This window comes from Clostridium lacusfryxellense, assembly GCF_018861735.1.
Lineage (GTDB): Bacteria > Bacillota > Clostridia > Clostridiales > Clostridiaceae > Clostridium_AD > Clostridium_AD lacusfryxellense.
In genome coordinates this window covers 21,045-42,919 of sequence record NZ_JAHLEB010000034.1, presented here as the reverse complement: position 1 = coordinate 42,919, position 21,875 = coordinate 21,045, and the positions used below count along the sequence as shown (strand labels likewise).

Here is a 21,875-nt window from a genome sequence, read left to right as displayed (position 1 = left end):
CATTAATAACTAAATACAACTTATCCAGAGCGGCAGAGGGACTGGCCCGATGATGCCCGACAACCAGCATTTTTTTAATGCAATGGTGTCAATTCCATCAGATTGTAAAATCTGAAAGATAAGGATGTTAGCAAATTTTATTATACAATTTTATTGTTTATTAAAGTTAATCATGCTGCTATCCTTATCGGATAGCAGCTTTTGTTTTACAAAAAATAATTATTAAAAAGGAGAATTTATTATGAGCGAGCGAAAATTAAGTTTTGAAACATTACAAGTACATGCAGGACAGGTACCTGACCCTACTACAGGTTCAAGAGCAGTACCCATTTATCAAACATCATCATTCGTTTTTAAAAATGCAGATCATGCAGCAAATTTATTTCAGTTAAAAGAACCAGGAAACGTGTATGCCAGAATAATGAACCCAACTACAGATGTTTTCGAGAAAAGAGTTGCTGCACTTGAAGGCGGTGTTGCAGGACTTGCTACAGCTTCAGGAATGTCAGCAATATTGTATTCAATACTTAATGTGGCAAGCTGCGGGGATGAGATTGTTGCAGCAAGTACTCTATATGGTGGTACTTATGAATTATTTAATGTAACACTTAGAAAACTTGGAATTAATGTAACATTCGTTGACCCAGATGATCCTGAAAACTTTAGAAAAGCTATAACTGACAAAACAAAAGCACTTTACGGAGAAACAATAGGAAATCCTAAAATAAATATTTTAGACATAGAGGCAGTAGCAAATATTGCACATGAAAATAAAATACCACTTATTATTGATAGTACTTTTGCAACTCCTTTCCTTTGCCGTCCAATTGAGTTTGGAGCTGACGTAGTTATCCACTCTGCAACAAAGTTCATTGGTGGACATGGTACTACTATAGGTGGAATTATAGTTGATGCTGGCAAATTCGACTGGGCTGGAAGCGGCAAATTCCCTGATTTTACAACTCCTGATAAAAGCTACAATGGACTAGTATATGCTGATTTAGGAGCTCCAGCATTTGCTTTAAAAGCTAGAGTTCAATTACTTCGAAACACAGGCGCAACACTTAGTCCTCAGAGTGCATTCTTATTCCTACAGGGACTTGAATCATTGTCACTAAGAGTTGAAAGACATGTTTCAAACGCTAGAAAGGTTGTTGAATTTTTGAGTAAACATCCAAGTGTTTCATGGATAAATTACCCTGAACTTGAAGGAAGTAAATATACTGAATTATCTAAGAAGTATCTTCCAAAAGGTGCAGGATCAATATTCACTTTTGGAATAAAGGGTGGACTTGAAGCTGGTAAAAAATTCATTAACAGCGTAGAATTATTCTCATTACTTGCAAATGTTGCAGATGCAAAATCGCTTGTAATTCATCCATCGAGCACAACTCATGCAGAACTTAATAAAGAAGAGCAAAAAGCTGCAGGCGTTACTGAAGATCTAATAAGACTTTCAATTGGTGTCGAAGGTATTGATGATATTATATATGATTTGGAACAAGCTCTAGAGAAATCAGTTCAATAATTTCCAAAATTAACTTAGGCACCTATCATGATGTTTTTGAGAGGTGCCTAATAACAAGGAGGATCTAAATGCCAATAAAAATACCTGATAATCTTCCAGCATTTAAAACCTTAAGTAAAGAAAATATTTTTACTATTACTGAAGACAAAGCATTTCATCAGGATATCAGGCCATTAAAAATTATAATTCTAAACCTGATGCCTACAAAAATTGAAACTGAAACACAAATTTTAAGACTTCTTGGGAACTCTCCACTCCAAATTGATATTGTACTTCTTCACCCTAAAAGTCATGCAAGTAAAAATATATCTGAAGAACATTTAATTAAGTTTTATAATACTTTTGATGAAATAAAAGATTCTAAATTTGATGGAATGATTATAACTGGAGCTCCTATTGAATCTGTACCTTTTGAAGATGTGGATTATTGGGAAGAGCTTAAACAAATCATGGAATGGAGTATATGCAATGTATTCTCAACCCTTCATATTTGCTGGGGTGCTCAAGCAGGGCTTCACTATCATTACGGACTTCAAAAACATACACTAGACAACAAAATGTTTGGTGTCTTCAAACACAAAATAATGCGAAAAAACGTTAAACTTTTAAGTGGATTTGACGATGAATTTTTTGTTCCACATTCAAGACATACAGAAATAAGAAAAGCTGATATTGATAAAATAGATGAACTTGAAATATTATCTGAATCTGACGAATCTGGAATCTATATTGTATCAGCAAAAAAAGGGCGCCAAATTTTTATAACTGGACACTCAGAATATGATCCATTAACTTTAAAGTATGAATATGATAGAGATATAGCAAATGGATTAACAATAAACATTCCTGATAATTATTACCCAAATGATGATCCTTCAAAAACACCTGTTGTAAAATGGAGGGGCCATTCAAACCTACTTTTTGTAAATTGGTTAAATTATTATGTTTACCAGGAGACACCTTACAATTTAGTTGAAGGTTTAGACTACTGTATATAAAGCTGCTGAAATTTCAGCAGCTTTACATTTTAATATGTTTTAAATTATTTTACTTAGCAACTTGATCTAAAATATATACTGCAAAAGTTATTTTTGTTTTTGGGTTATAATATACAGATAATATTATCCCATTATACTCGAAATTGCTATATGCAGAAGTAGTATTTTGCTGTACTGTTTTTCCAAATATCTTCTTGAAATCGCTTATTTTATCCCCAATTTTCACACCTCTAAAGTCAACATTTTTTTTATCTGTGTAAACTTGCTGCACTGGCCCAGTTCCATAACCTTCAAACCAAACTCTAATTCCATATTTAAAAAACTCTAAACCACCCTCATCAACTGTAGTTGGCTTTTCTCCAATAGTATCTATAAGTTGTTTCTTACTAAGACCTATTAGTTTAATATAATCTTCAAAATTTCTACTTTGTACAGTGTTATCTTTAATTAATTTAATAGGTACTACATTTTCTATTTTTTCCTTTTTAAAATTATTTTTTTGATTAGTCATAGCTTTTGATGGATATGATATTGTGGATAAGACCAATACTACTATTGCTATTAATACAAATCTTTTTTTCATAATTATTACCCCTTTTATAAATATATATTAAATTTATTGTTCCCTTTTGCGCTAATGAATATAACATATTTTAATAATTTAATAAGGGGAAAATATATAAACTGGTACCTACAGCTAAAACATTTTTATCAAAATGTCTTTTCTACAGGTACCAGTTTTATCTTAACTTTTATTTATTTTTTATTTAAAAACGGAAATCCCTTTTCCCATCATTAAGTTCTTTCAAATATTCTTTTGCAATTTCGCGAACTTTTTCACTTTTTATATTTGGAATTTCATTTTGAATTAATATCTCACCCTTTTTCTTAGTATCCTCAGATGCATAATCCTCCAAGTATTCTTTAAGCGTCATTAGTGCATTAGGCTGACAGCAGTTTCCTATTTGACCTGACTTAACAAGCTTCATAAAACGATCGCCTGTACGCCCTTCTCTATAACAGGCAGTGCAAAAGCTTGGAATATAACCAAGTTCTAAAAGCCAATTTACGATTTCATCTAATTTTCGAGTGTCTGTTACTTCAAATTGCTTTGAGTTATCTTCCTCTGATTCCTCTTTCGCATATCCACCAACACTTGTACATGAACCTCCACTTACCTGAGATATACCTAGCTCTAGCACTCTTTCACGAGTTGCTTGTGATTCACGAGTGGAAACAATCATGCCAGTGTATGGAACAGCAATACGTATAATTGCTACAATTTTTTCAAACATCTCATCTGAGATAGCATCTGAAAAGGAATCCGGATCAATATCATCAGCTGGGCAAATACGTGGAACACTAATTGTGTGTGGACCTACGCCTTTAGCTGCTTCTAAATGTTCTGCATGCATAAGTAGTCCAACAAAGTCATAACGGTACATATTTAGACCAAATAAAACTCCGATACCAACATCATCAATGCCACCTTCCATTGCACGGTCCATAGCTTCAGTATGATATGCATAGTTGTGTTTCGGTCCTGTTGGGTGAAGCTCCTCATAACTCTTCTTGTTGTAAGTTTCCTGGAATAGTATATACGTACCTATACCTGCTTCTTTGAGTTGCTTGTATTCTTCTACGGTTGTTGCAGCAATGTTAACATTAACCCTACGTATATCTCCATTTTTATGTTTAATGCTATATATTGTTTTTATACTTTCTAAAATATATTCAATAGGGTTGTTCATAGGATCTTCCCCTGATTCTAGAGCGAGCCTCTTGTGTCCCATATCCTGAAGTGCTATAACTTCTTGCACTATTTCCTCTTGAGTTAGCTTTTTACGAGATATTGTTTTGTTTTTAGCGTGGTAAGGACAATATACGCAACCATTTACGCAATAATTTGAAAGATATAGAGGAGCAAATATAACAATACGGTTACCGTAAAGCTTCTGCTTAAGTTCTTTTGCAAGTTTAAACATTTTTTCATTCTCATCTTCCAAGTCACATTCTAAAAGTACAGCTGCCTCCCTATGAGTTAATCCCTTGCAATCTTTAGCACGTTCTATTAAACTATCAATTAACTCACGATTATTTTTATTTTTTTTAGCATAAGCAACTGAATCCATAATTTCTTGATCATCAATAAATTCTATTGCATTTTTAGACTTATTATCATACATAATATAATCTCCTTTTTATTTATTCTACAGTAGGTGGTACTTTTGAATAAAGTGTTTTAATATTTACATGTGGGAGCATTCCAAGCTTGCCTGATAAAGCGCTGATAACATCATTTGGAGCATCCACAACTACACTTATAACAGAGATTTTGCGTTTTTGATACGGAATCCCCATTCTGCCTACAATATACATTCTGTATTCATGTAGAATTGAGTTTAGTTCCAGGACAGCATCTGTGTTTTCAACTATGATTCCAATTAGAGCGATTCTTGTATCCATATGCAAAATCCTTTCTTTTATAAATTAAAAAATCCTTGCACCTGCAAAGGCACAAGGATAGTATGTTAAAATCAAAGATACACTCCTAAAAGTATGCTCATTGATAACACTACAACTATTCTCTCGCCTTCCCACTCGGGACGAACCCTTGTGCGATCAGAACGATAAATATATAATTGAATTTGTTAATTTAATATCAACATAAACCCTACCACTTTTGCCCATAAAAAGCAAGTTGCAAAATGTAATATACTGTTATATAATTAAAATAAATAATAATATATGTGCTAGGGGTGCCTTGTGGCTGAGATATGAATATTTTATTCATTGACCCTTATACCTGATCTGGATAATCCCAGCGGAGGAAAGCGGTTAAAATGTATAAATACATTAACTATATTCCTTTTGTGAATATAGTTTTTTTATTTTCACCATAATACTTCTGTAGCATAATTCTTGGAGGCTATGAAAATGATTTTTAGCAAAAGTATCACTGAAATCGCAAAAAGTCCTACTACTATTTTTGCACTACTGGGTGTTCTTTTATTAATTTTTGCAATACTTAAGATTAGAAAAATTAAGTTTACTACCCAAAAGATTACTCTAATAGGCATATCTATTGCCTTAGCTACTGTATTACAATTAATCACTATTTTAAAACTACCTCAAGGTGGTAGCGTTACTGCCGGAAGCATGGTTCCAATTGTACTTATATCTTTATTTTACGGACCTGAAGTTGGTTTTCTAACAGGCTTTTTATTGGGAATTATTAATTTTGTAATGAATCCATTCGCACTCCACCCAGTACAAGTGTTGTTTGACTATCCCCTTCCTTTTATGGCTATCGGTATAGTCGGTTACTTTAAATCACGTAATACTAAGGGAATACTTCTTGGAGTAGTCCTCGCTATGCTAGCAAGGTTTTCATGCCATTTCATATCTGGCGTAGTATTCTTTGGAAGTTATGCTCCAAAAGGAACCTCAGTTTATTTATATTCCCTATTATATAACGGTTCATATATGAGCGTTGAAACAATTGTAACATGTGTAATTATTGGGCTTCTGCCAATAAAACGTTTATCAAAACTTGCTATAAGAGATGATTTAGTTAATCCTCTTTAACTAGATATAAAAAATTATCATCAACATTATAATATAATGGAGCTATTAGTATATTAGGATATTTAGCCCTTAACCTTTTAGCCTCTTCAAGCACAAACACTATTTCATTATCAATCTCAAACATAGGAGCGAAGTTCATAAAATGATCTTCCGCTCTTTGTTTTTCCCAGCCTACTATATCTACAAGCCCATTAATAAATTGATCCCTTTTTGACATTAGATTAACCATTCCACAATGATTGTGGGCTATAAGCGCAATAGTTCTAATTCCACCTATTGCTATAGAATATGAAACCTTAAATTCACTAAACCTCAAAGTTCCTCCACCTGAACGAATTATATATGCAAAGTTATTTGGTATATGAAGATATTTTCTGTTATCCATACACATTCCTATTAACATCTGTGGACTAGTTACCGCCTCATATGGTGTCCCTAAGTTATGGTACTCTAATAAAATGCTTATTGGTGTGTTTTTATAAACATCAAATATATCCTCTTTATTCTTAATCTTAATTAATCTATCCATATCAGTATTTACCTCCATAGAATTTAATGATTCTAATATTTTAACTTCCTTATAAAATTTATTTCCGCCCTAACTGGTGGCTTTAGATCACTATTGCCTCGCTGGCTTACTTTATCCTCAGAAATATTTAATTCCCTTGCTATTATAGTTCTAACTCTAGATTTGCAAAAATTACCTTGACATGTCCCCATTCCAGCTCTAGTACGCCTTTTGATTGCATCTATGGAGTTAACTTTTATATTTCTATGAATAGCATCCACAATTTCTGCTTCAGTAACCTTCTCACATCTGCATATTATATTCTTTGCTGGGTCCATATCATCTATTTTCCCATCAAAACTATTATCTTTTCTTATAACAATCCCTTTTCTATAAGGTATAAAATTATTTTTAATTGTAAGATTTGCATCTGAATTTTTAAGTATATCTATAACCATTTCAGCAATTGCAGGCGACGATGTAAGTCCAGGCGAATCTATTCCACTTACATTTATGAATCTTTTTACTTTGCTTTCCTCAATAATAAAATCTCCTGTACTACTGATAGCTCTAATTCCGGAAAAAGTAGTTAATGCTCCACGAATTTTAAAATCAGGTACCGACCTTCTGGCAGTGATAATGACATCTTTCAAGGTCTCTGTGGTAGTTGATACATCATCCATATTGATAACTTCTTCTGCATTAGGTCCTATCATAAAGTTTCCATGATATGTAGTAGTAACTAATATTCCTTTTCCTTTATCTGTAGGCACTTGAAAAATAACAGTATTTACAAGGTGACCTTGATCTTTACCCATTAAAATATATTCGCCTCTCTTTGGAAGAATTTTAAAATAATCCAGTCCTACCATATTTGCTATGGTATCACTATGAAGCCCAGAAGCATTTATAACATATCTTGAATCTATATCTTCCTTGCTAGTATGAACAATAAATTTGTCTTCTAAGGTTTCTATAGATTTAACTTCATTCTCAAGTTTTAGATCAACCCCATTAGTAATAGCATTTTCAATCAATGCTATAGTAAATTCATATGGTGAGGTAACACCTACGCTTTTTGCATATAGTGCTACAGTCGCTTCATTACTTAAGTATGGCTCTATTTCTTTTAGTTTAGATCCTCTTATAATCTCTAAATCATCGCATCCCATTTTTAGACCGTTTTCATAAAGCTCGTTTATCTTTTTCTCGTCTTCTTCATTAAACCCAATTACCAAAGCTCCTGTTTGTCTATACCCAAAATTTAATTCTTCATTCAACTTTCTATACATTTTATTTCCTTTTATACATAGCTTACCTTTTAATGTACCATATTTAGCAGCATATCCACCATGAACTATACCACTATTTGCCTTTGAAGCTTTTGTAGAAACATCATCCTCTTTTTCTAAAATACATATTTTAAGTTCATACTTTGAAAGTTCTCTCGCTATAGCTGCTCCTACTACACCTGCTCCTATAATAATTACATCATACATAAAAATCACCCCTTAGAATTTTATTGAAACCTAATATCTTATTAGAACCTAATATTTTATTAAAAGCTAAAAGTCTTTAATACTTAATCTTTGTTAATATATATTATAGTATATATTTTTATATTATAATAGACATTTCTATGCATTAGTAAGATACTAGATATATGATACTTCAAATGATTGCAAATGATTGCAATCATTTGAAGGAATTGATTTTAGGATGATAATCTATAATATTTACTAAGGAGATGTACAATATGAAAAATAAGGTCAAGTTACTATTATGTATAATTATTTCTGCAAGTTTTATTATTCAAGGGTGTAGCAAAAAAGCTGAGCCTGCACCAACTCCTAGCAAATCCGCACCCGTCAAAACAGAAACCCCCGTGAAAACTACGCAAAAATACCTCTCTCCCTATACAGGTGAAGAAGTAACAAAGGAAATATCAGATAATATTGCTTTTCTTGCCATAGTAGAAAACTCAGTAGGTGCAAGACCACAATCCGGACTAAATGCTGCGGATATAGTTTATGAAACCATGGCTGAGGGTGGTACCCCTAGATTTATTGCATTATTTCAAAAGGATAGCGCAGCTAAAATCGGACCAATTAGAAGTGCAAGACCTTATTTTCTAGATATTTCAAAAGAGTATAATTTGCCTTTTGCTCATTGTGGTGGAAGCGCAGAAGCTCTTGATAAAATAAAAACTGAAAACTTAAAAAGCATGAATGAAATGACATATTCACAAACATATTTAAGAGATAACACAAGAAAAGCTCCTCATAACCTTTATAGCTCTAGCGAAAAATTAAAAACACTTGTTAAAACAAAAGGTTTTTCAACAACACCTACTGTGAAATTAAAATTTGATAAGAGCTACTGGGATAATGATAAACTATCTATTGCAACAAATATATCTTTAAAAATGAATAGCAGCTATAACACGAGTTACACTTATAGTGATGGAAAGTACGTTAAAAGCATGGATGGAAAATCTGCAAATAATAAAGAAGATAATATTCCTCTAAGCATTAAAAATATAGTAGTCCAAATTACCACCATTAAAACACAAGTTGATAAATACCGTTTAGACATAGCTCTTGTAGGATCCGGAGATGGTTATGTTATTAGTAATGGTAAATTCACTAAAATGCATTGGTCTAAAAAAGATGTTACCTCCCAAACTATTCTAACTGATGATTTAGGCAATGATTTGCCACTAAATCTTGGGAAAACTTGGTGGAATATAGTTGATAAAAGTACCAAGATAGTTATTAAATAAAAAAATATGAACTCCTCTTTACTTTGTATTAGTTAATCTTCTTTTGAATTCTGCCATGTCATGGAATGAACTTATGTAAACCCTATGTAGAGAGAGTATACCATCACTTTTGGATGACCATCTTCCATCAGTTGTGATAGCCATTTTATACCCAGCTTCTCGTACAGCTTCAATAGCGGTTTTGCTATATCCACCATAAGGGTAGGCAAAATAATTCACTTGTTTATTTAATATTTTTTCCAAATCTTTTTTGGAATTCACTAAAGTTTCAAGTTGTTTATCCTTAGGCATATCTTTTAAATTTTCATGATTCACGGTGTGGCTTTCTATATCTACACCGTATTTCTCCATTTCAATAAGTTGCTTTGATGTCAAATAGTTAGCATTCTTATCAATCGCCGATGTAATAACAAAAATTGTTGCTTTGAAATTGTACTTTCTAAGAGCTGGTAGCATCGCTGTATAATTGTCCACATAACCATCATCAAAAGTAAGAACCACAGATTTTTCAGGTATTGGCGTATCTGTCATAAAATAATCATATAAATCTGTAAGTGTGATGGTATAATACCCGTTATCTTTTAAATATTTTAACTGCTCCTCAAAATTCTTAATTGGAATCCGCACAGGGTTATCCTTTTGGTATGAAATTGAGTGATACATTAAAACTGGAACGCTTTTACCTGTTGGCAACATAACGGCCGTCTTGTCAAAGGCAGGTATTGAAGAAGTCTCAACTGGCTCTTTTACAACAGGCTTAACTACAGTTGCTGGGGTGACAGGTGCAATTTTTTTTATTACAGTAGTCTTAGGTCTTGCACATCCCAACATAGTCATTAAAATAAATAACATAAGTATCAGATATATTTTTTTTCTCATAGTAACCTCCTAGTGATAGTAAAAAATGATTTTTTACTATACTTACACTACTTATTATTTCATTAAGTAACTTATATATACTTTATTCTAATATAAAATACTCAATAGTACTAGAGTATTCTCTATATATTATCATAATTTTTATATTTCTTTAGTATCCTTTACCATACTTCATATTCAAAAATAATAATACAAATATCTACATAATATCTTGTAACCAAGCATGTATTTTTGTCATAACCTAATATTACAATAATACTAATTGGAGTAGCAGATGATTAATTTAACACTAACACCTCTACACTATATATATCTCATTTTCATTATTATAATAATATTCGCCATGATAAAGAAAAAGGATATAACGCTTATATGTATATTAGGAATCTTTTTATTAGGGATCGCAGGTACAGGATCTATTTCAAAGTCTACCATGGGTGTGTTTAATAGTTTTGTTTACGCAACAAAAGAATTGATGCCTACAATTTTCATAATATCGATTGTAACTGCTATGAGTAATACCCTTGTCGCTTCTGGTATAAATGATGAAATTGTCTCTCCTTTTAAGGGAGTCATTAAAAATTATTGGGTTGCTTATTGGGTTATCGGAATTGTTATGATGATTTTGTCCTGGTTTTTCTGGCCATCACCAGCTGTAGCACTTGTGGGTGCATTATTTTTGCCTATTGCTATAAAAGCAGGACTGCCGGCCATAGGAGTTGCTATTTCAATGAATCTTTTCGGACACGGCATAGCTTTATCAAGTGATTATATAATCCAGGCAGCTCCTAAACTTACTGCCGGTGGGGCTGGAATACCTATAGCTAGTGTTATATCTGCAAGCATTCCACTTGTAATCACAATGGGTATAGTTACAACTACTGTAGCTTTTTATTATCTTAGGAAGGATATTAAAGCGGGATTGCTAATTGAAGGTACCCAAACCCAAGCAGGGACAGTTATTGTAAAAGATACGATGCTTATTTCCTCTAAAAAAACAAGAAGAATTTTAGCAATACTAATACTAGTTCTATTCGCTTTGGACATTTATATAATGTATACTGCAAAACTTCAGGGTGGAGATGCAACTGCTCTTATTGGAGGCACAGCTGTATTCGTCTTAAGTTTGGTTTCAGTATTCACTTATAAAAAAGATTCACTAGAGAAAATTACAGATAACCTTGTTAGCGGGTTGCAGTTTGGATTTAAAATATTTGGTATCGTTATTCCCATAGCCGCTTTCTTCTATTTAGGAGATTCAGCACTGAATGATATTTTCGGCAAGATACTTCCTGCAAATTCCAATGGAATTGTCAATGACTTAGGTGTTGCGCTTTCAAATTTAGTTCCAATGAGCAAAGTTGTTTCAGCAGGTACTATAACAATTGTTGGTGCAATAACTGGTCTTGATGGCTCCGGTTTCTCAGGAATTCCATTGGTTGGTTCTATTGCTAAAATTTTTTCAACTACTTTAGGTGGCGGCATAGCTACCCTTACAGCACTAGGTCAAATAGCTGGAATATGGGTAGGTGGAGGAACAATAATTCCTTGGGCTGTAATACCAGTAGCTGCTATTTGTGGTGTTGATCCTTTTGAACTTGCTAAGAAAAATATTAAACCAGTAATTATAGGTTTAGTAGTTACTACAATCGTAGCTATATTTATTATTTAGGTTAACATTATTCTTAATAAAATATTCATAGCAAATATCCACAAGTTTTTATTATATAAAAAAAAGATTGCCTCAGTAATAACTGAAGCAATCTTTTCTTAGTTTTATTTTGTCTTTATATCTTCACAACAGTTATCTGTGTGCTAAACTGTTTCTGAATTTTTTTTAGTTTCAACATCAACAATATTTTGATCTACAGCAACTTCTTCTACTTTAGCATCTTCTACTCCGATGTTTTCTTCGAAAATACTTTCTTTTAAAATATTTTCTTCATTTACATCATTGTTAACCTCAACTTTTGTTAACAATGTTAGACATTTTGAAACCTTTTTATTGATTTTGCCTGCACCTAATAAGATAAATGCTATTCCACCGTATACAGCTACTGGTTCAAATATTCCTGGAAGTAATTGAGATGTCCTTAATTCATTAATAACAGTTTGAGCACTATATCCCTGTGCTACATATTGACTTACAGTATTTTTAAATAAGACAATATTATTAACTAATAATGCAACTCCTATAATTGCTACAAGAGAAGCGACAACATATAATACTGTTGAGAAAATAAATTTCCCTGGTTTTTTAGATGAATCTTTAGCTTTACGTTTCATAATAATTTGTCTCCATTTCCGCCCTTAAAGGCTATGCATAAATTCCAACTTAAAACTGACCTAATATAATTTTTTGCCAGTGATGTTTTGGTATGGTTGTTTAATATTATTTTTGCAGAGCTTTTAACGATGCTTCTGCCTCTATAAATAATACTAACAAATAATTGTTGCATTTAAGTGTCAAAATTGTTAACAAATTATTACCAACCTCTGTAAAAACTCCTAAGATGTTTTATACTTCTTTTCTCCTTGACTTATAGCATTTACTGGACATACATGTCCACACAAATGGCAACCCACACATTTGTCTTTAATTATGGAAGGAACTCTACTACTACTTTCCCATTCGATTGCTTGATGTCCTCCATCACAGCAGGATATATAACACCTTCCACAACCTATGCATAACGTTTTATCAACTAAAGGATATATTATAAAATTTCTAGGTAACTCATCCGCAGATACTACATTTTGCAGTGCTTTCCCAACTATGTCGCTTACACTATCAAAGCCTTGTTCATCCATATAATATGAAAGACCACTTATTAAGTCATAAATTATTCTGTAGCCGTATTGCATAACTGCAGTGGTAACTTGTAAGTTTGAAGCTCCAAGGAGAATAAACTCAACAGCATCCTCCCAGTTTTCAATACCTCCCATACCACTTATAGGAATATTCTTTAATTCTTGACTTTTAGCTAAATCATTTATAAATCTTAATGCTATAGGCTTAATAGCTTTTCCTGAATAGCCAGATACTGATGATTTACCTGCAATAGAAGGGTATGGTGCTAAACTATTTAAATCAACCCTTGTAATACTTTTCACTGTATTTATAGCAGCTATTCCATCTGCGCCTCCTTTTATTGAGGCCACTGCAGGTATTACCATATCCCCAATGTTCGGCGTCATCTTAGCAAGTATCGGAAGATGACTTCCTCTTCTAGTTGCCTCACAGTAGCTTTTTACAAGTTCAGGATTTTGTCCTACATCTGCGCCCATGGCTTCCTTTGCCATCTGAGGGCAAGAAAAGTTACATTCTATTATATCTGCTCCAGCCTCAGTTACCATTCTTGCAAGTTCAGTCCATTCCTGCTCCGTTTCACCCATGATTGATGCAATCAATATTTTAGACGGATATTTATCTTTAAGCTGCTTCATCCACTCTAGATTTTGCTCAAGTGGATGATCAGAAATTTGTTCTAAGTTTTTAAGTCCTATGAATGTCGTTGACTCTTTTCCTATTATATCAAATCGCGGAGAAACTTCATTTGATATATAAAAACCAATTGTTTTAAAAGCCACTCCTGCCCAGCCCATTTCAAATGCCTTTGCACACATTTCAAAATTGCTTCCTACAACTGAAGAGGAATGAAAAAATGGATTTTCACACTTAATGCCACAAAAGTCTATGGATAAATCTTTACTACCCATTCTCTACCTCCTTTAATATTATTTTTCATCACTATTATTTTTAATGCTAATCTTATTTTCATTACTAATATAATTCATAAGCATAGGTATCTTTATTGGCCTGTCAATTTTACCTCTTATGCAGTTTTTAACACAACTAATTTCATTCTGGCATGCCTCTGAACATGTACCATACTTTAAGTCTAAGTCTTCTGATTTTTGCGATGCAGCCTTATTATTTTTAAATCTTAAAGACATTATAATACTTGCAGGATCCTTACCTATGGGGCATTTTGTGCTACAGGGAGCATCAAAGCAAAGCAGGCATCTATTAATTTCTTCTTCAACTATAAATCTATTAATCATAATATTACCTTACCTTTCTCCCTTTTCTTTTTAAAAGTTTTCCCCAACCTGGTTCCCCAGTAAATTCTCCATTCTCAAATACTATTTTGCCTCTAGATATTGTCATTACAGGATATCCTTTAACCTTTGTGCCTTCCCATATAGTATGATCAACATCTGAATGCATATTATCTACTGATATAGTAACTTCCTTCTTTGGGTCATAAATTACTAGATCCGCATCGCTTCCTGGAGCAATAGTTCCTTTTGCTGGTGCACAACCAAATATTTTTGCTGGATTTGAGGAACATAACTCTACAACTTTATTAAACGAAAGTCTGCCCTTGTTAGCTTCACTAAGCATATATGGATACATATTTTCTACTCCCATACATCCATTTGGTATTTTAGTAAAATTATCTTTTCCCCAATCCTTCTCGTAACTTTTAAAAGGACAATGATCTGTTGCAATAGTAGATATATCTCCAGTCTTTATCCCTTCCCATAAGGCATCCTGACTTTCCTTACCCTTAATAGGTGGAGAGCATACAAAATTTCTTCCATCTTCTCTTTTATAAACTTCACTTGTGAAATTTAAATATTGCGGACAAGTTTCTGCATATATTTCATAACCTTCACTTCTCGCCTTTTTAACCTCGTCCATTCCATCTTTATTTGCTAAATGAACTATATATAATGGGGCATTAAATGCTTTTGCCCAATGTATAGCTCTTTTGTCAGCTTCAGCTTCCACAAATTCAGGTCTTGACAAATAATGGTACCAAGCAGAGGTTTTACCTTCACTTAAATATTCCTCCACTCTCGAATCAATTAAATCAGCATTCTCAGCATGAACACTTATCATAGCTCCGGTTTCACCAGATTTTTTAAGTGCTTTACACAGTACTGCATCATCTACCATTAAACCTTCCTTTTTATAAACCATAAAGACCTTAAAACTTGGAATTCCATAATCTACTGCGCTTTTGAATTCTTCAAGAACTTCAGGTGTAAGGTCAGTAATTGCAACGTGAAAAGCATAATCAACACAAGCCTGTGGTGCACAAAGTGCATCTCTATTTTTAGCAGTTTGAATTATTCCATCACCCTTTTGCTGGATAGCGAAATCAAAAACTGTAGTTACACCTCCACATGCCGCAGCCCTTGTTCCAGCTTCATAGCTATCGGCGGAGACAGTTCCACCAAAAGGCATTTGCAAATGAGTATGAGCATCTATTGCACCAGGAAGTATATATTTACCACTAGCATCTATTATTTTAGCTAGTGGATCTATAATATTTTCTCCTATAACAGATATTTTTCCATTTTCTATTCCTATATCCCCTTTAAAAGTATCTATTGCTGATATTATTGTTCCATTTTTTATTATTATATCCATTATTCACACCTCTCTCATAAATTGTATAGCTTCTGTACATTAGCACAGAAGCTATATTTTAAATTAAGAAACCTTTGTATTTTCTATTTTCACTTCTGTAATTTTTTCATTTTCTTCTTCTGATAAAATACTAACTTTATCATTTTTCATAAGTAGAGTGTATATTAGCATTCCTAGTAAAAATCCAATTATCCAACCATTGTCAGCTAAAAAACTTAGACTTGGTACAAACTTGCCTATGACAGGTAGTATAACTGCCAGGATCCAAGCATATACAGCATTAAGATTATATCCATTTTTGTACCAGTAACGTCCTTCACTTCCAGCAAACAGAGAATATACATCTATAACTTTTTTTCTATGAATATAATAGTCTGCAATAAATATACCAGCTAAAGGTCCAAGTAACAAGCCATAAGTTCCCAGCCATCCAAATATATATGCACTTGCAGATGACATAAGTTTCCAAGGCATTATTGCAACTCCAAGAGCACCAGTTATTAGTGTTGCATTTTTAAATGATATCTTTTTAGGGCTTAAATTTGAAATATCATTAGATGTAGCAACTGCATTTGCTGCAATATTTGTAGTAAGTGTAGCAATTATTATTCCTACTGCTCCGAGAATTGCAGCTACTGGTGTATCTATTTTTTGAATAACTTGTACCGGATCCCATATAAATTCACCGTACAAAACTTTTGTAGCTCCTGTTACAAATACACCTACAAATGAGAATGCAAGCATAGTTAAAGGTAATCCTAATATCTGTCCTTTTGCTTGATCTTTTTGACTTTTTGCATATCTGCTAAAGTCAGGAATATTTAAAGATAATGTAGACCAGAATGCTATGTTTGCTGTTAAACTTACCATAAAAGTCTTCCAGAAATGTGGAGCTTTATTCGCTACAGGCATATTGAATATATCCCCTACACTTTTTCCTGCGCCCAATACGGAAGTAAGAGCCCAATACATTAAAGCCAATGAAATTATTCCAAGTATCGGAGCTCCCCATGACTCCATAAACTTTATAGCCTCTAGTCCTTTATATGCTATTGCAACATTCACAGCCCAAAATGCAAAGAAAGAAACCCATATACCCAGAGACCAGTTTGACCAAGCTGGACTTAACGTTGAAAATACTGTATTTATTGCTTCTCCACCTATCCAACATTGAATTCCAAACCAACCTGCTCCAACAATTCCCCTTGCCATAGCAGCTATATTAGATCCTTTTATTCCAAATGATAATCTTGCAAATACCGGATATGGTATACCATATTTAGTACCAGCATGTGAGTTTAATTGCATTGGAATTAATACTATAAGATTTCCAAGAGTAATATTTAAAAGTGCTTGCCACCATGTTAGCCCTGCTGCCATAATTCCAGATGCCATCATGTATGTAGGTATACATACACACATGCCTATCCATAATGCTGCAATATTATATGCTCCCCAAGTTCTTTCTTTTATTTTTGTTGCAGCTAAGTCATCATTATAGTATGGACTATCCTTTACTTTAATTATTGCGCCTTCTGTTAATTCGAATAACCCATTTATCTCTCTTTGAGTTTTTATTGTTTTTGACATAATTAAGTCCCCCTTATTTTCTCATTTTTAATTATAATAACTCTTTATCAACATAATCTAGTACTTCATCAAGCATCACTAAAGCTTCTTTAAGCTCATCTTCTTTTATTATTAATGGAGGTGCAACAATAATGCAATTTTCATGAGAATAAGTAGAAAATCCTTTTTGCTTTAATTTCCCTACAATTTTACCCATGATTTTATCCGGATCTTTACCATAAGGAACTATCGCCTCTCTTGTTGCCTTATCCTTAACGAGTTCTAATGCTGAAAATAACCCTATATATCTTACATCACCTACAGATGTATGTTTTTCTTTTAATTTTTCTAATTCTTCACCTAATACTTTGCCCATAGCCTTACAATTCTCTATAAGTTTCTCCTCTTCATATACTTCAAGAGTTGCACAACCAGCAGCACAACTTAAGGGATGTGCATTGTAAGTAAGTCCACAATTTAAAACATTATCATCAAAGTATTCTGCTATTTTTTTATTCACTATAACCCCACCTAGCGGAACGTACCCACAAGTTATTCCTTTAGCAAAGGTAATCATGTCAGGTTCTAAATTCCAGTTATTACATCCAAACCATTCTCCAGTTCGTCCCCAACCTGTCATAACCTCATCACATACAAGCATAATCCCATAATCGTCACATATATCTCTTAGACCTTTTAAATATCCCTTAGGTGGTATTATAACACCATTGCTTCCAGTTATAGTTTCAATAAAGATTGCAGCTACAGACTCTGCACCTTCATATATTATTTGTTCCCTAAGTTTATCAACGTAATACTTACTTGCAGCCTCTTCAGATTTAAACTCTATACCCTCTCTATAAATATATGGATCAAAGAATTTTACAAAGCCTGGAATCCCGGGTTCGCAAGTATATCGCCTTGGTTCACCTGAAAGATTTGCTGCGCCATAAGATGCTCCATGATAGGACCTATATCTTGAAAATACTTTATTTCTTCCTGTAACCATCTTAGCTATTTTTATTGCATTTTCATTAGATTCTGCTCCACTTAAAGTAAAAAATACTTTTGACATATTATCAGGAGCTTTTTCTATTACCTTAGCTGCAAGTTCAGATCTAACATCCACAGCATATCCTGGTCCCATATATGCCATTTTCTCAGCTTGATTTTTTATTGCTTCAATTATTTTCTTATTACCATGACCAACATTAAGATTTACAAGTTGAGAGGACATATCAAAATACTTCTTCCCATCGCTATCCCAAAAATAAATGCCTTCAGCTTTTTCTATTACATCTGGTTTCAAATTTCCTTGAGCACTCCAAGAATGTAAATTATATTTTTTATCATCTTCCTTAATTTTTTTAACTTCTAATTTATCCACTTTAATCACTCCCATTTAATGAATTTCACTTTAAATATAATGAATTATAATTTATTTTTTATGTCATTTTGTTGAATTCTCTTAATAATTATCATATATATAATTTATCATATCACTAATCATTTTCATATGTCCACCAGGTACAAACATCATAGGCCTCAATTGTACACTCTACACTAACCACTGTAAAATCAACACATTTCTTCTATACACCTTTTGTAAATCAGAGTATAATTTCAATATAAGGAAGTATTTATAATAAAAACAAAATCATTATTTTATATAATACTTTTTTTGTAAATTCCCTTTTAGTGAATTATACCACTAAACAACTTGCAAATAATAAAAAGATTGTATTAATCATAATGATGATTAATACAATCTTTTTATTATAGCTTAGCCCAAATTTCTTTTACGAAATAAAAGCCTGAAAAGTTCCGGTAACATAAACGAAATTATAGTTCCAAATATCAAAATTGTTGAAACCGAAGCTATAGTTGGGGTAATATTGTTTCTCATGCTTTCCCACATAGCTATTGGTAAGGTCTTTGTTTTTGTGCCTGATAAAAATATTGTTACTGTTATCTCATCAAGCGAAGTTATGAAAGCAAATAAACATGCAGATAACATAGAAGGTTTAATTTGAGGTAATATAATTTTGAAAAACACACCTATAGGTTTTGAACCTAGACCAGCAGCTGCAAGCTCAATGTTAGAATCTACACCTTTTAAGCCAGCAGTAAGAGTTATAAATACAATTGGTATTGCAATTAATGTATGAGACAAGACAAGCCCCATAATAGTATTATTTAATTTCAAAGGGGCATAGAAATTATAAAGTGCCACACCAATAATCACTACTGGGATTACCATAGGCGCTACCATCAATGCCATAAATGCTTTTTTGTGTTTAAAGTTAATACGAGTAACTGCAAGTGATGCTAATGTACCTATGATTATAGCAAGTATTGCAGTTAAACATGCAACTTCAAGACTTCTAAAAAAACATTCAACCCATTCTTCATTCTGCAAAAAATCTTGATACCATTTTAGAGAAAATCCAGTTGGTGGAAATTTAAAATAGTTTAACGAAGTAAATGATAATGGTATAAGTACTAATATTGGAAGTATGATGAAAAGTAAAATCAAAATTGCTATGATCGCAAGCCACATAATTACTCCTCCTTAATTGCAGGATGGTTTCTCATTAAAAAGAGTAATCCACCTAGCAATACTAATGTGATTAAGAATAATACCAAGGCAAGAGCTGATGCTAAAGACCAATTTAAAGTGTTGCTTATATTATTTTGAATTAGCATGGAAATTGTCATATCATGTGCACCACCAAGGAGCGACGGGGTAATAAAATACCCAAGTGCAAGAATGAATACCAGCATTGATCCAGATAAAATTCCAGGAACAGATAATGGAAAAAATATTTCCCAAAAGGCTCTTGTTGGTTTTGCACCCATACCCTCTGCTACTTGAACTAAATTTCTATCAATTCCTTCCATGGTAGAGTATACATTCAAAATCATATATGGCAGTAAAACATGTGTCATTCCTATCAAAACTCCAGTTGTGTTAAAAAGTAAAGGAATAGGTTTATTTATAATGCCTAGGTATTTAAGAATAGTATTAATTGCCCCTTGATCTTGTAGAATAACTATCCATGAAAAAGATCGAACCAATAAACTTATCCAAAATGGTATCATAATAAGCTGTAACACTATTTTTTTTAATGTTTGAGATTTTAGCTTAACAATAAAATATGAGATAGGATACGAAAGCACCAAACAGCTTAATGTAACTAAAATTGCAATCTTTAGAGTAAGAAAAATAACCTTTAAATATATTGGCTCAGTAAACACTTGCGTTAAATATTTTAATGTAAAACCATTCTCATCTACTACACTTAGTTTAAATAAGTTAACCATTGGTACAAATGTTGTAATTAAAATAAAAGCCAAAGGTAGTAATATCATAATCCATTTAGGATCTACCATCTTTTTTAATTTAATGGAGAGGGGTACATCTTTATTGTGTACCCCCTTATTTAATTTTGAATATTCCCGTTGCATAGTTATACCCCCTCATCTTCATTTTTATCTAAATATATTATATTTTAAATTTGTTCTATTTTAAAAGCCATTTTTGGAAACGTTCATCTACAGCATCATAATTATCTGCCCACCACTTAACATCAGCAACTATTTGTTTAGCACTCTGCGTAGATTGACCGAGCCTTGTTTTAAGTTCTTCACTTAATAGTGGAAGTGCGTTTGCATTAGTCGGTGCATAGTCTACTAGTTTTGAGAACTCTGCTTGTGTTTCTGCTGTAGTGCAGAAATTAATAAATTTCATTGCTAAGTCCTTATTTGGTGAACCTTTTGCTACCACCCATGAATCTGCATATATTAGAGCTTGATTGTACTCAACATTTTCAGGTGAACCTTGGGTTTTAGCAGCTAAAACTCTCCCACTCCAAGCAGCTGCGACACTTAGTTCACCAGATGCAAGTAATTGTGGTGCTTGTGCTCCAGCAGACCACCATGATTTTACACTAGGCTTAATTTTATCAAGGCTAGCAAATGCTCTGTCAACATCAAGTGGAAATAGTTTATCTGGCTCAACGCCATCTGCAAGTAATGCTGCTTCTAATGTTCCTTCAGCAAATTTTTGGAATGATCGCGCACCAGGGAATTTTTTTGTATCCCAAACATCCTTCCAGGTTTTTGGATGATTACTTTCGCTGAATTTGTCTGTATTATATGAAATTGCTACTGCAAATGTTTCAGATGCAATTCCATAGTCACTAATAAATTTTTTATCTACACCATCAGTTTTAATTACATTATAATCGAGTTTTTCAAATAAATTATTTTTCACACCTCTTATTGCAAAATCTGCATCGACGTTAACGACATCCCACTCCACGTTTCCAGATTGAACCATAGCCTTAAATTTACCATAATCTGTAGGAGAAACTACTTTAATAGTAACATTATATTTTTTCTCAAAAGGTTCATATCTTGCTTTTTTGCTTACATCTGTATAATTTCCACCCCAATCAACAACTACTAATTCTTTAGATGGTTCAGCTGATGTTTTTGTAGAACTTTTACCACACCCCGTAAGATTTAGCATCAAAACTAAACTTAAAATACCCGTCATTATCTTTTTCATTTTAATA

At 32.8% G+C, this 21,875-nt stretch carries 20 protein-coding genes and 2 riboswitches; of the genes, 5 read left to right on the top strand and 15 right to left on the bottom strand.

The genetic code is table 11. The annotated features are described in order from the left end of the window. Window positions 1-17 precede the first annotated feature (17 nt). Window positions 18-125: riboswitch (SAM riboswitch) on the top strand. A gap of 113 nt (window positions 126-238) precedes the next feature. Both KPL55_RS17135 and metA read left to right on the top strand, forming a co-directional pair. Then, a complete protein-coding gene (locus KPL55_RS17135) occupies window positions 239-1,528 on the top strand; it encodes an O-acetylhomoserine aminocarboxypropyltransferase/cysteine synthase family protein (protein ID WP_312887329.1) in 1,290 nt (429 codons plus the stop codon). Between the two features lie 68 nt (window positions 1,529-1,596). After that, entirely contained in the window at window positions 1,597-2,526 is a 930-nt protein-coding gene (gene metA / locus KPL55_RS17130) for a homoserine O-acetyltransferase MetA (protein ID WP_216307963.1), read from the top strand. A 49-nt stretch (window positions 2,527-2,575) separates the two neighbouring features. Here the strand turns inward: metA and KPL55_RS17125 are convergent, their stop codons facing one another. The 3 genes from KPL55_RS17125 to KPL55_RS17115 all read right to left on the bottom strand — a co-directional run bounded on the left by KPL55_RS17125 (window position 2,576) and on the right by KPL55_RS17115 (window position 4,992). Beyond that, complete coding sequence (locus KPL55_RS17125) at window positions 2,576-3,109, bottom strand: hypothetical protein (protein WP_216307962.1); 534 nt, start codon at window positions 3,107-3,109, stop codon at window positions 2,576-2,578. A 184-nt stretch (window positions 3,110-3,293) separates the two neighbouring features. Beyond that, entirely contained in the window at window positions 3,294-4,712 is a 1,419-nt protein-coding gene (gene hydG / locus KPL55_RS17120) for a [FeFe] hydrogenase H-cluster radical SAM maturase HydG (RefSeq protein WP_216307961.1), read from the bottom strand. Between the two features lie 19 nt (window positions 4,713-4,731). Further along, window positions 4,732-4,992 (bottom strand): TM1266 family iron-only hydrogenase system putative regulator, encoded by a 261-nt coding sequence (locus KPL55_RS17115; protein WP_216307960.1) that lies wholly within the window; start codon window positions 4,990-4,992, stop codon window positions 4,732-4,734. Window positions 4,993-5,271: 279 nt separating this feature from the next. Further along, window positions 5,272-5,376, top strand: a riboswitch (TPP riboswitch). An 87-nt stretch (window positions 5,377-5,463) separates the two neighbouring features. Between KPL55_RS17115 and thiT the strand changes: the two genes are divergently transcribed. Then, window positions 5,464-6,114 carry an energy-coupled thiamine transporter ThiT gene (gene thiT, locus KPL55_RS17110; RefSeq protein WP_216307959.1) on the top strand — a complete coding sequence of 217 codons (651 nt, stop codon included), beginning with the start codon at window positions 5,464-5,466 and terminating at the stop codon, window positions 6,112-6,114. Here thiT and KPL55_RS17105 read toward each other — a convergent pair. Together KPL55_RS17105 and KPL55_RS17100 are read right to left on the bottom strand one after the other, a co-directional pair. After that, on the bottom strand, window positions 6,101-6,643 hold the full coding sequence (locus tag KPL55_RS17105) for a carbonic anhydrase (protein ID WP_216307958.1): 543 nt from the start codon (window positions 6,641-6,643) through the stop codon (window positions 6,101-6,103). The genes thiT and KPL55_RS17105 overlap by 14 nt on opposite strands. 32 nt (window positions 6,644-6,675) lie before the next feature. Next, window positions 6,676-8,121 (bottom strand): NAD(P)/FAD-dependent oxidoreductase, encoded by a 1,446-nt coding sequence (locus KPL55_RS17100; protein ID WP_216307957.1) that lies wholly within the window; start codon window positions 8,119-8,121, stop codon window positions 6,676-6,678. A gap of 257 nt (window positions 8,122-8,378) precedes the next feature. Here KPL55_RS17100 and KPL55_RS17095 point away from each other — a divergent pair, with 257 nt between their 5' ends. Further along, entirely contained in the window at window positions 8,379-9,404 is a 1,026-nt protein-coding gene (locus tag KPL55_RS17095) for a DUF3048 domain-containing protein (protein WP_216307956.1), read from the top strand. Window positions 9,405-9,422: 18 nt separating this feature from the next. Here KPL55_RS17095 and KPL55_RS17090 read toward each other — a convergent pair whose 3' ends face one another. Then, window positions 9,423-10,283 (bottom strand): polysaccharide deacetylase family protein, encoded by an 861-nt coding sequence (locus KPL55_RS17090; protein ID WP_216307955.1) that lies wholly within the window; start codon window positions 10,281-10,283, stop codon window positions 9,423-9,425. Between the two features lie 274 nt (window positions 10,284-10,557). Here KPL55_RS17090 and KPL55_RS17085 point away from each other — a divergent pair, with 274 nt between their 5' ends. Further along, window positions 10,558-11,955 (top strand): hypothetical protein, encoded by a 1,398-nt coding sequence (locus KPL55_RS17085; RefSeq protein WP_216307954.1) that lies wholly within the window; start codon window positions 10,558-10,560, stop codon window positions 11,953-11,955. Between the two features lie 143 nt (window positions 11,956-12,098). Here KPL55_RS17085 and KPL55_RS17080 read toward each other — a convergent pair whose 3' ends face one another. The 9 genes from KPL55_RS17080 to KPL55_RS17040 all read right to left on the bottom strand — a co-directional run bounded on the left by KPL55_RS17080 (window position 12,099) and on the right by KPL55_RS17040 (window position 21,868). Beyond that, window positions 12,099-12,569 carry a hypothetical protein gene (locus tag KPL55_RS17080; RefSeq protein ID WP_246599582.1) on the bottom strand — a complete coding sequence of 157 codons (471 nt, stop codon included), beginning with the start codon at window positions 12,567-12,569 and terminating at the stop codon, window positions 12,099-12,101. A gap of 222 nt (window positions 12,570-12,791) precedes the next feature. Continuing rightward, window positions 12,792-14,003 carry an NAD-dependent dihydropyrimidine dehydrogenase subunit PreA gene (preA, locus tag KPL55_RS17075; RefSeq protein WP_216307953.1) on the bottom strand — a complete coding sequence of 404 codons (1,212 nt, stop codon included), beginning with the start codon at window positions 14,001-14,003 and terminating at the stop codon, window positions 12,792-12,794. Window positions 14,004-14,021: 18 nt separating this feature from the next. Next, window positions 14,022-14,348, bottom strand: coding sequence for a hypothetical protein (locus KPL55_RS17070; RefSeq protein ID WP_216307952.1), 327 nt, complete (start codon window positions 14,346-14,348; stop codon window positions 14,022-14,024). A 4-nt stretch (window positions 14,349-14,352) separates the two neighbouring features. Beyond that, the gene (hydA, locus tag KPL55_RS17065) at window positions 14,353-15,726 is read right to left on the bottom strand and encodes a dihydropyrimidinase (protein WP_216307951.1); all 1,374 of its coding nucleotides are present in this window, start codon (window positions 15,724-15,726) and stop codon (window positions 14,353-14,355) included. A 63-nt stretch (window positions 15,727-15,789) separates the two neighbouring features. Then, on the bottom strand, window positions 15,790-17,316 hold the full coding sequence (locus tag KPL55_RS17060) for an NCS1 family nucleobase:cation symporter-1 (RefSeq protein WP_216307950.1): 1,527 nt from the start codon (window positions 17,314-17,316) through the stop codon (window positions 15,790-15,792). Window positions 17,317-17,347: 31 nt separating this feature from the next. Continuing rightward, complete coding sequence (locus KPL55_RS17055; protein WP_216307949.1) at window positions 17,348-18,697, bottom strand: aminotransferase class III-fold pyridoxal phosphate-dependent enzyme; 1,350 nt, start codon at window positions 18,695-18,697, stop codon at window positions 17,348-17,350. Between the two features lie 381 nt (window positions 18,698-19,078). Beyond that, on the bottom strand, window positions 19,079-19,855 hold the full coding sequence (locus KPL55_RS17050) for an ABC transporter permease (RefSeq protein ID WP_216307948.1): 777 nt from the start codon (window positions 19,853-19,855) through the stop codon (window positions 19,079-19,081). 2 nt (window positions 19,856-19,857) lie between these two features. Next, a complete protein-coding gene (locus KPL55_RS17045; protein WP_216307947.1) occupies window positions 19,858-20,763 on the bottom strand; it encodes an ABC transporter permease in 906 nt (301 codons plus the stop codon). A gap of 55 nt (window positions 20,764-20,818) precedes the next feature. Beyond that, complete coding sequence (locus KPL55_RS17040; protein WP_216307946.1) at window positions 20,819-21,868, bottom strand: ABC transporter substrate-binding protein; 1,050 nt, start codon at window positions 21,866-21,868, stop codon at window positions 20,819-20,821. Window positions 21,869-21,875: the final 7 nt, after the last annotated feature.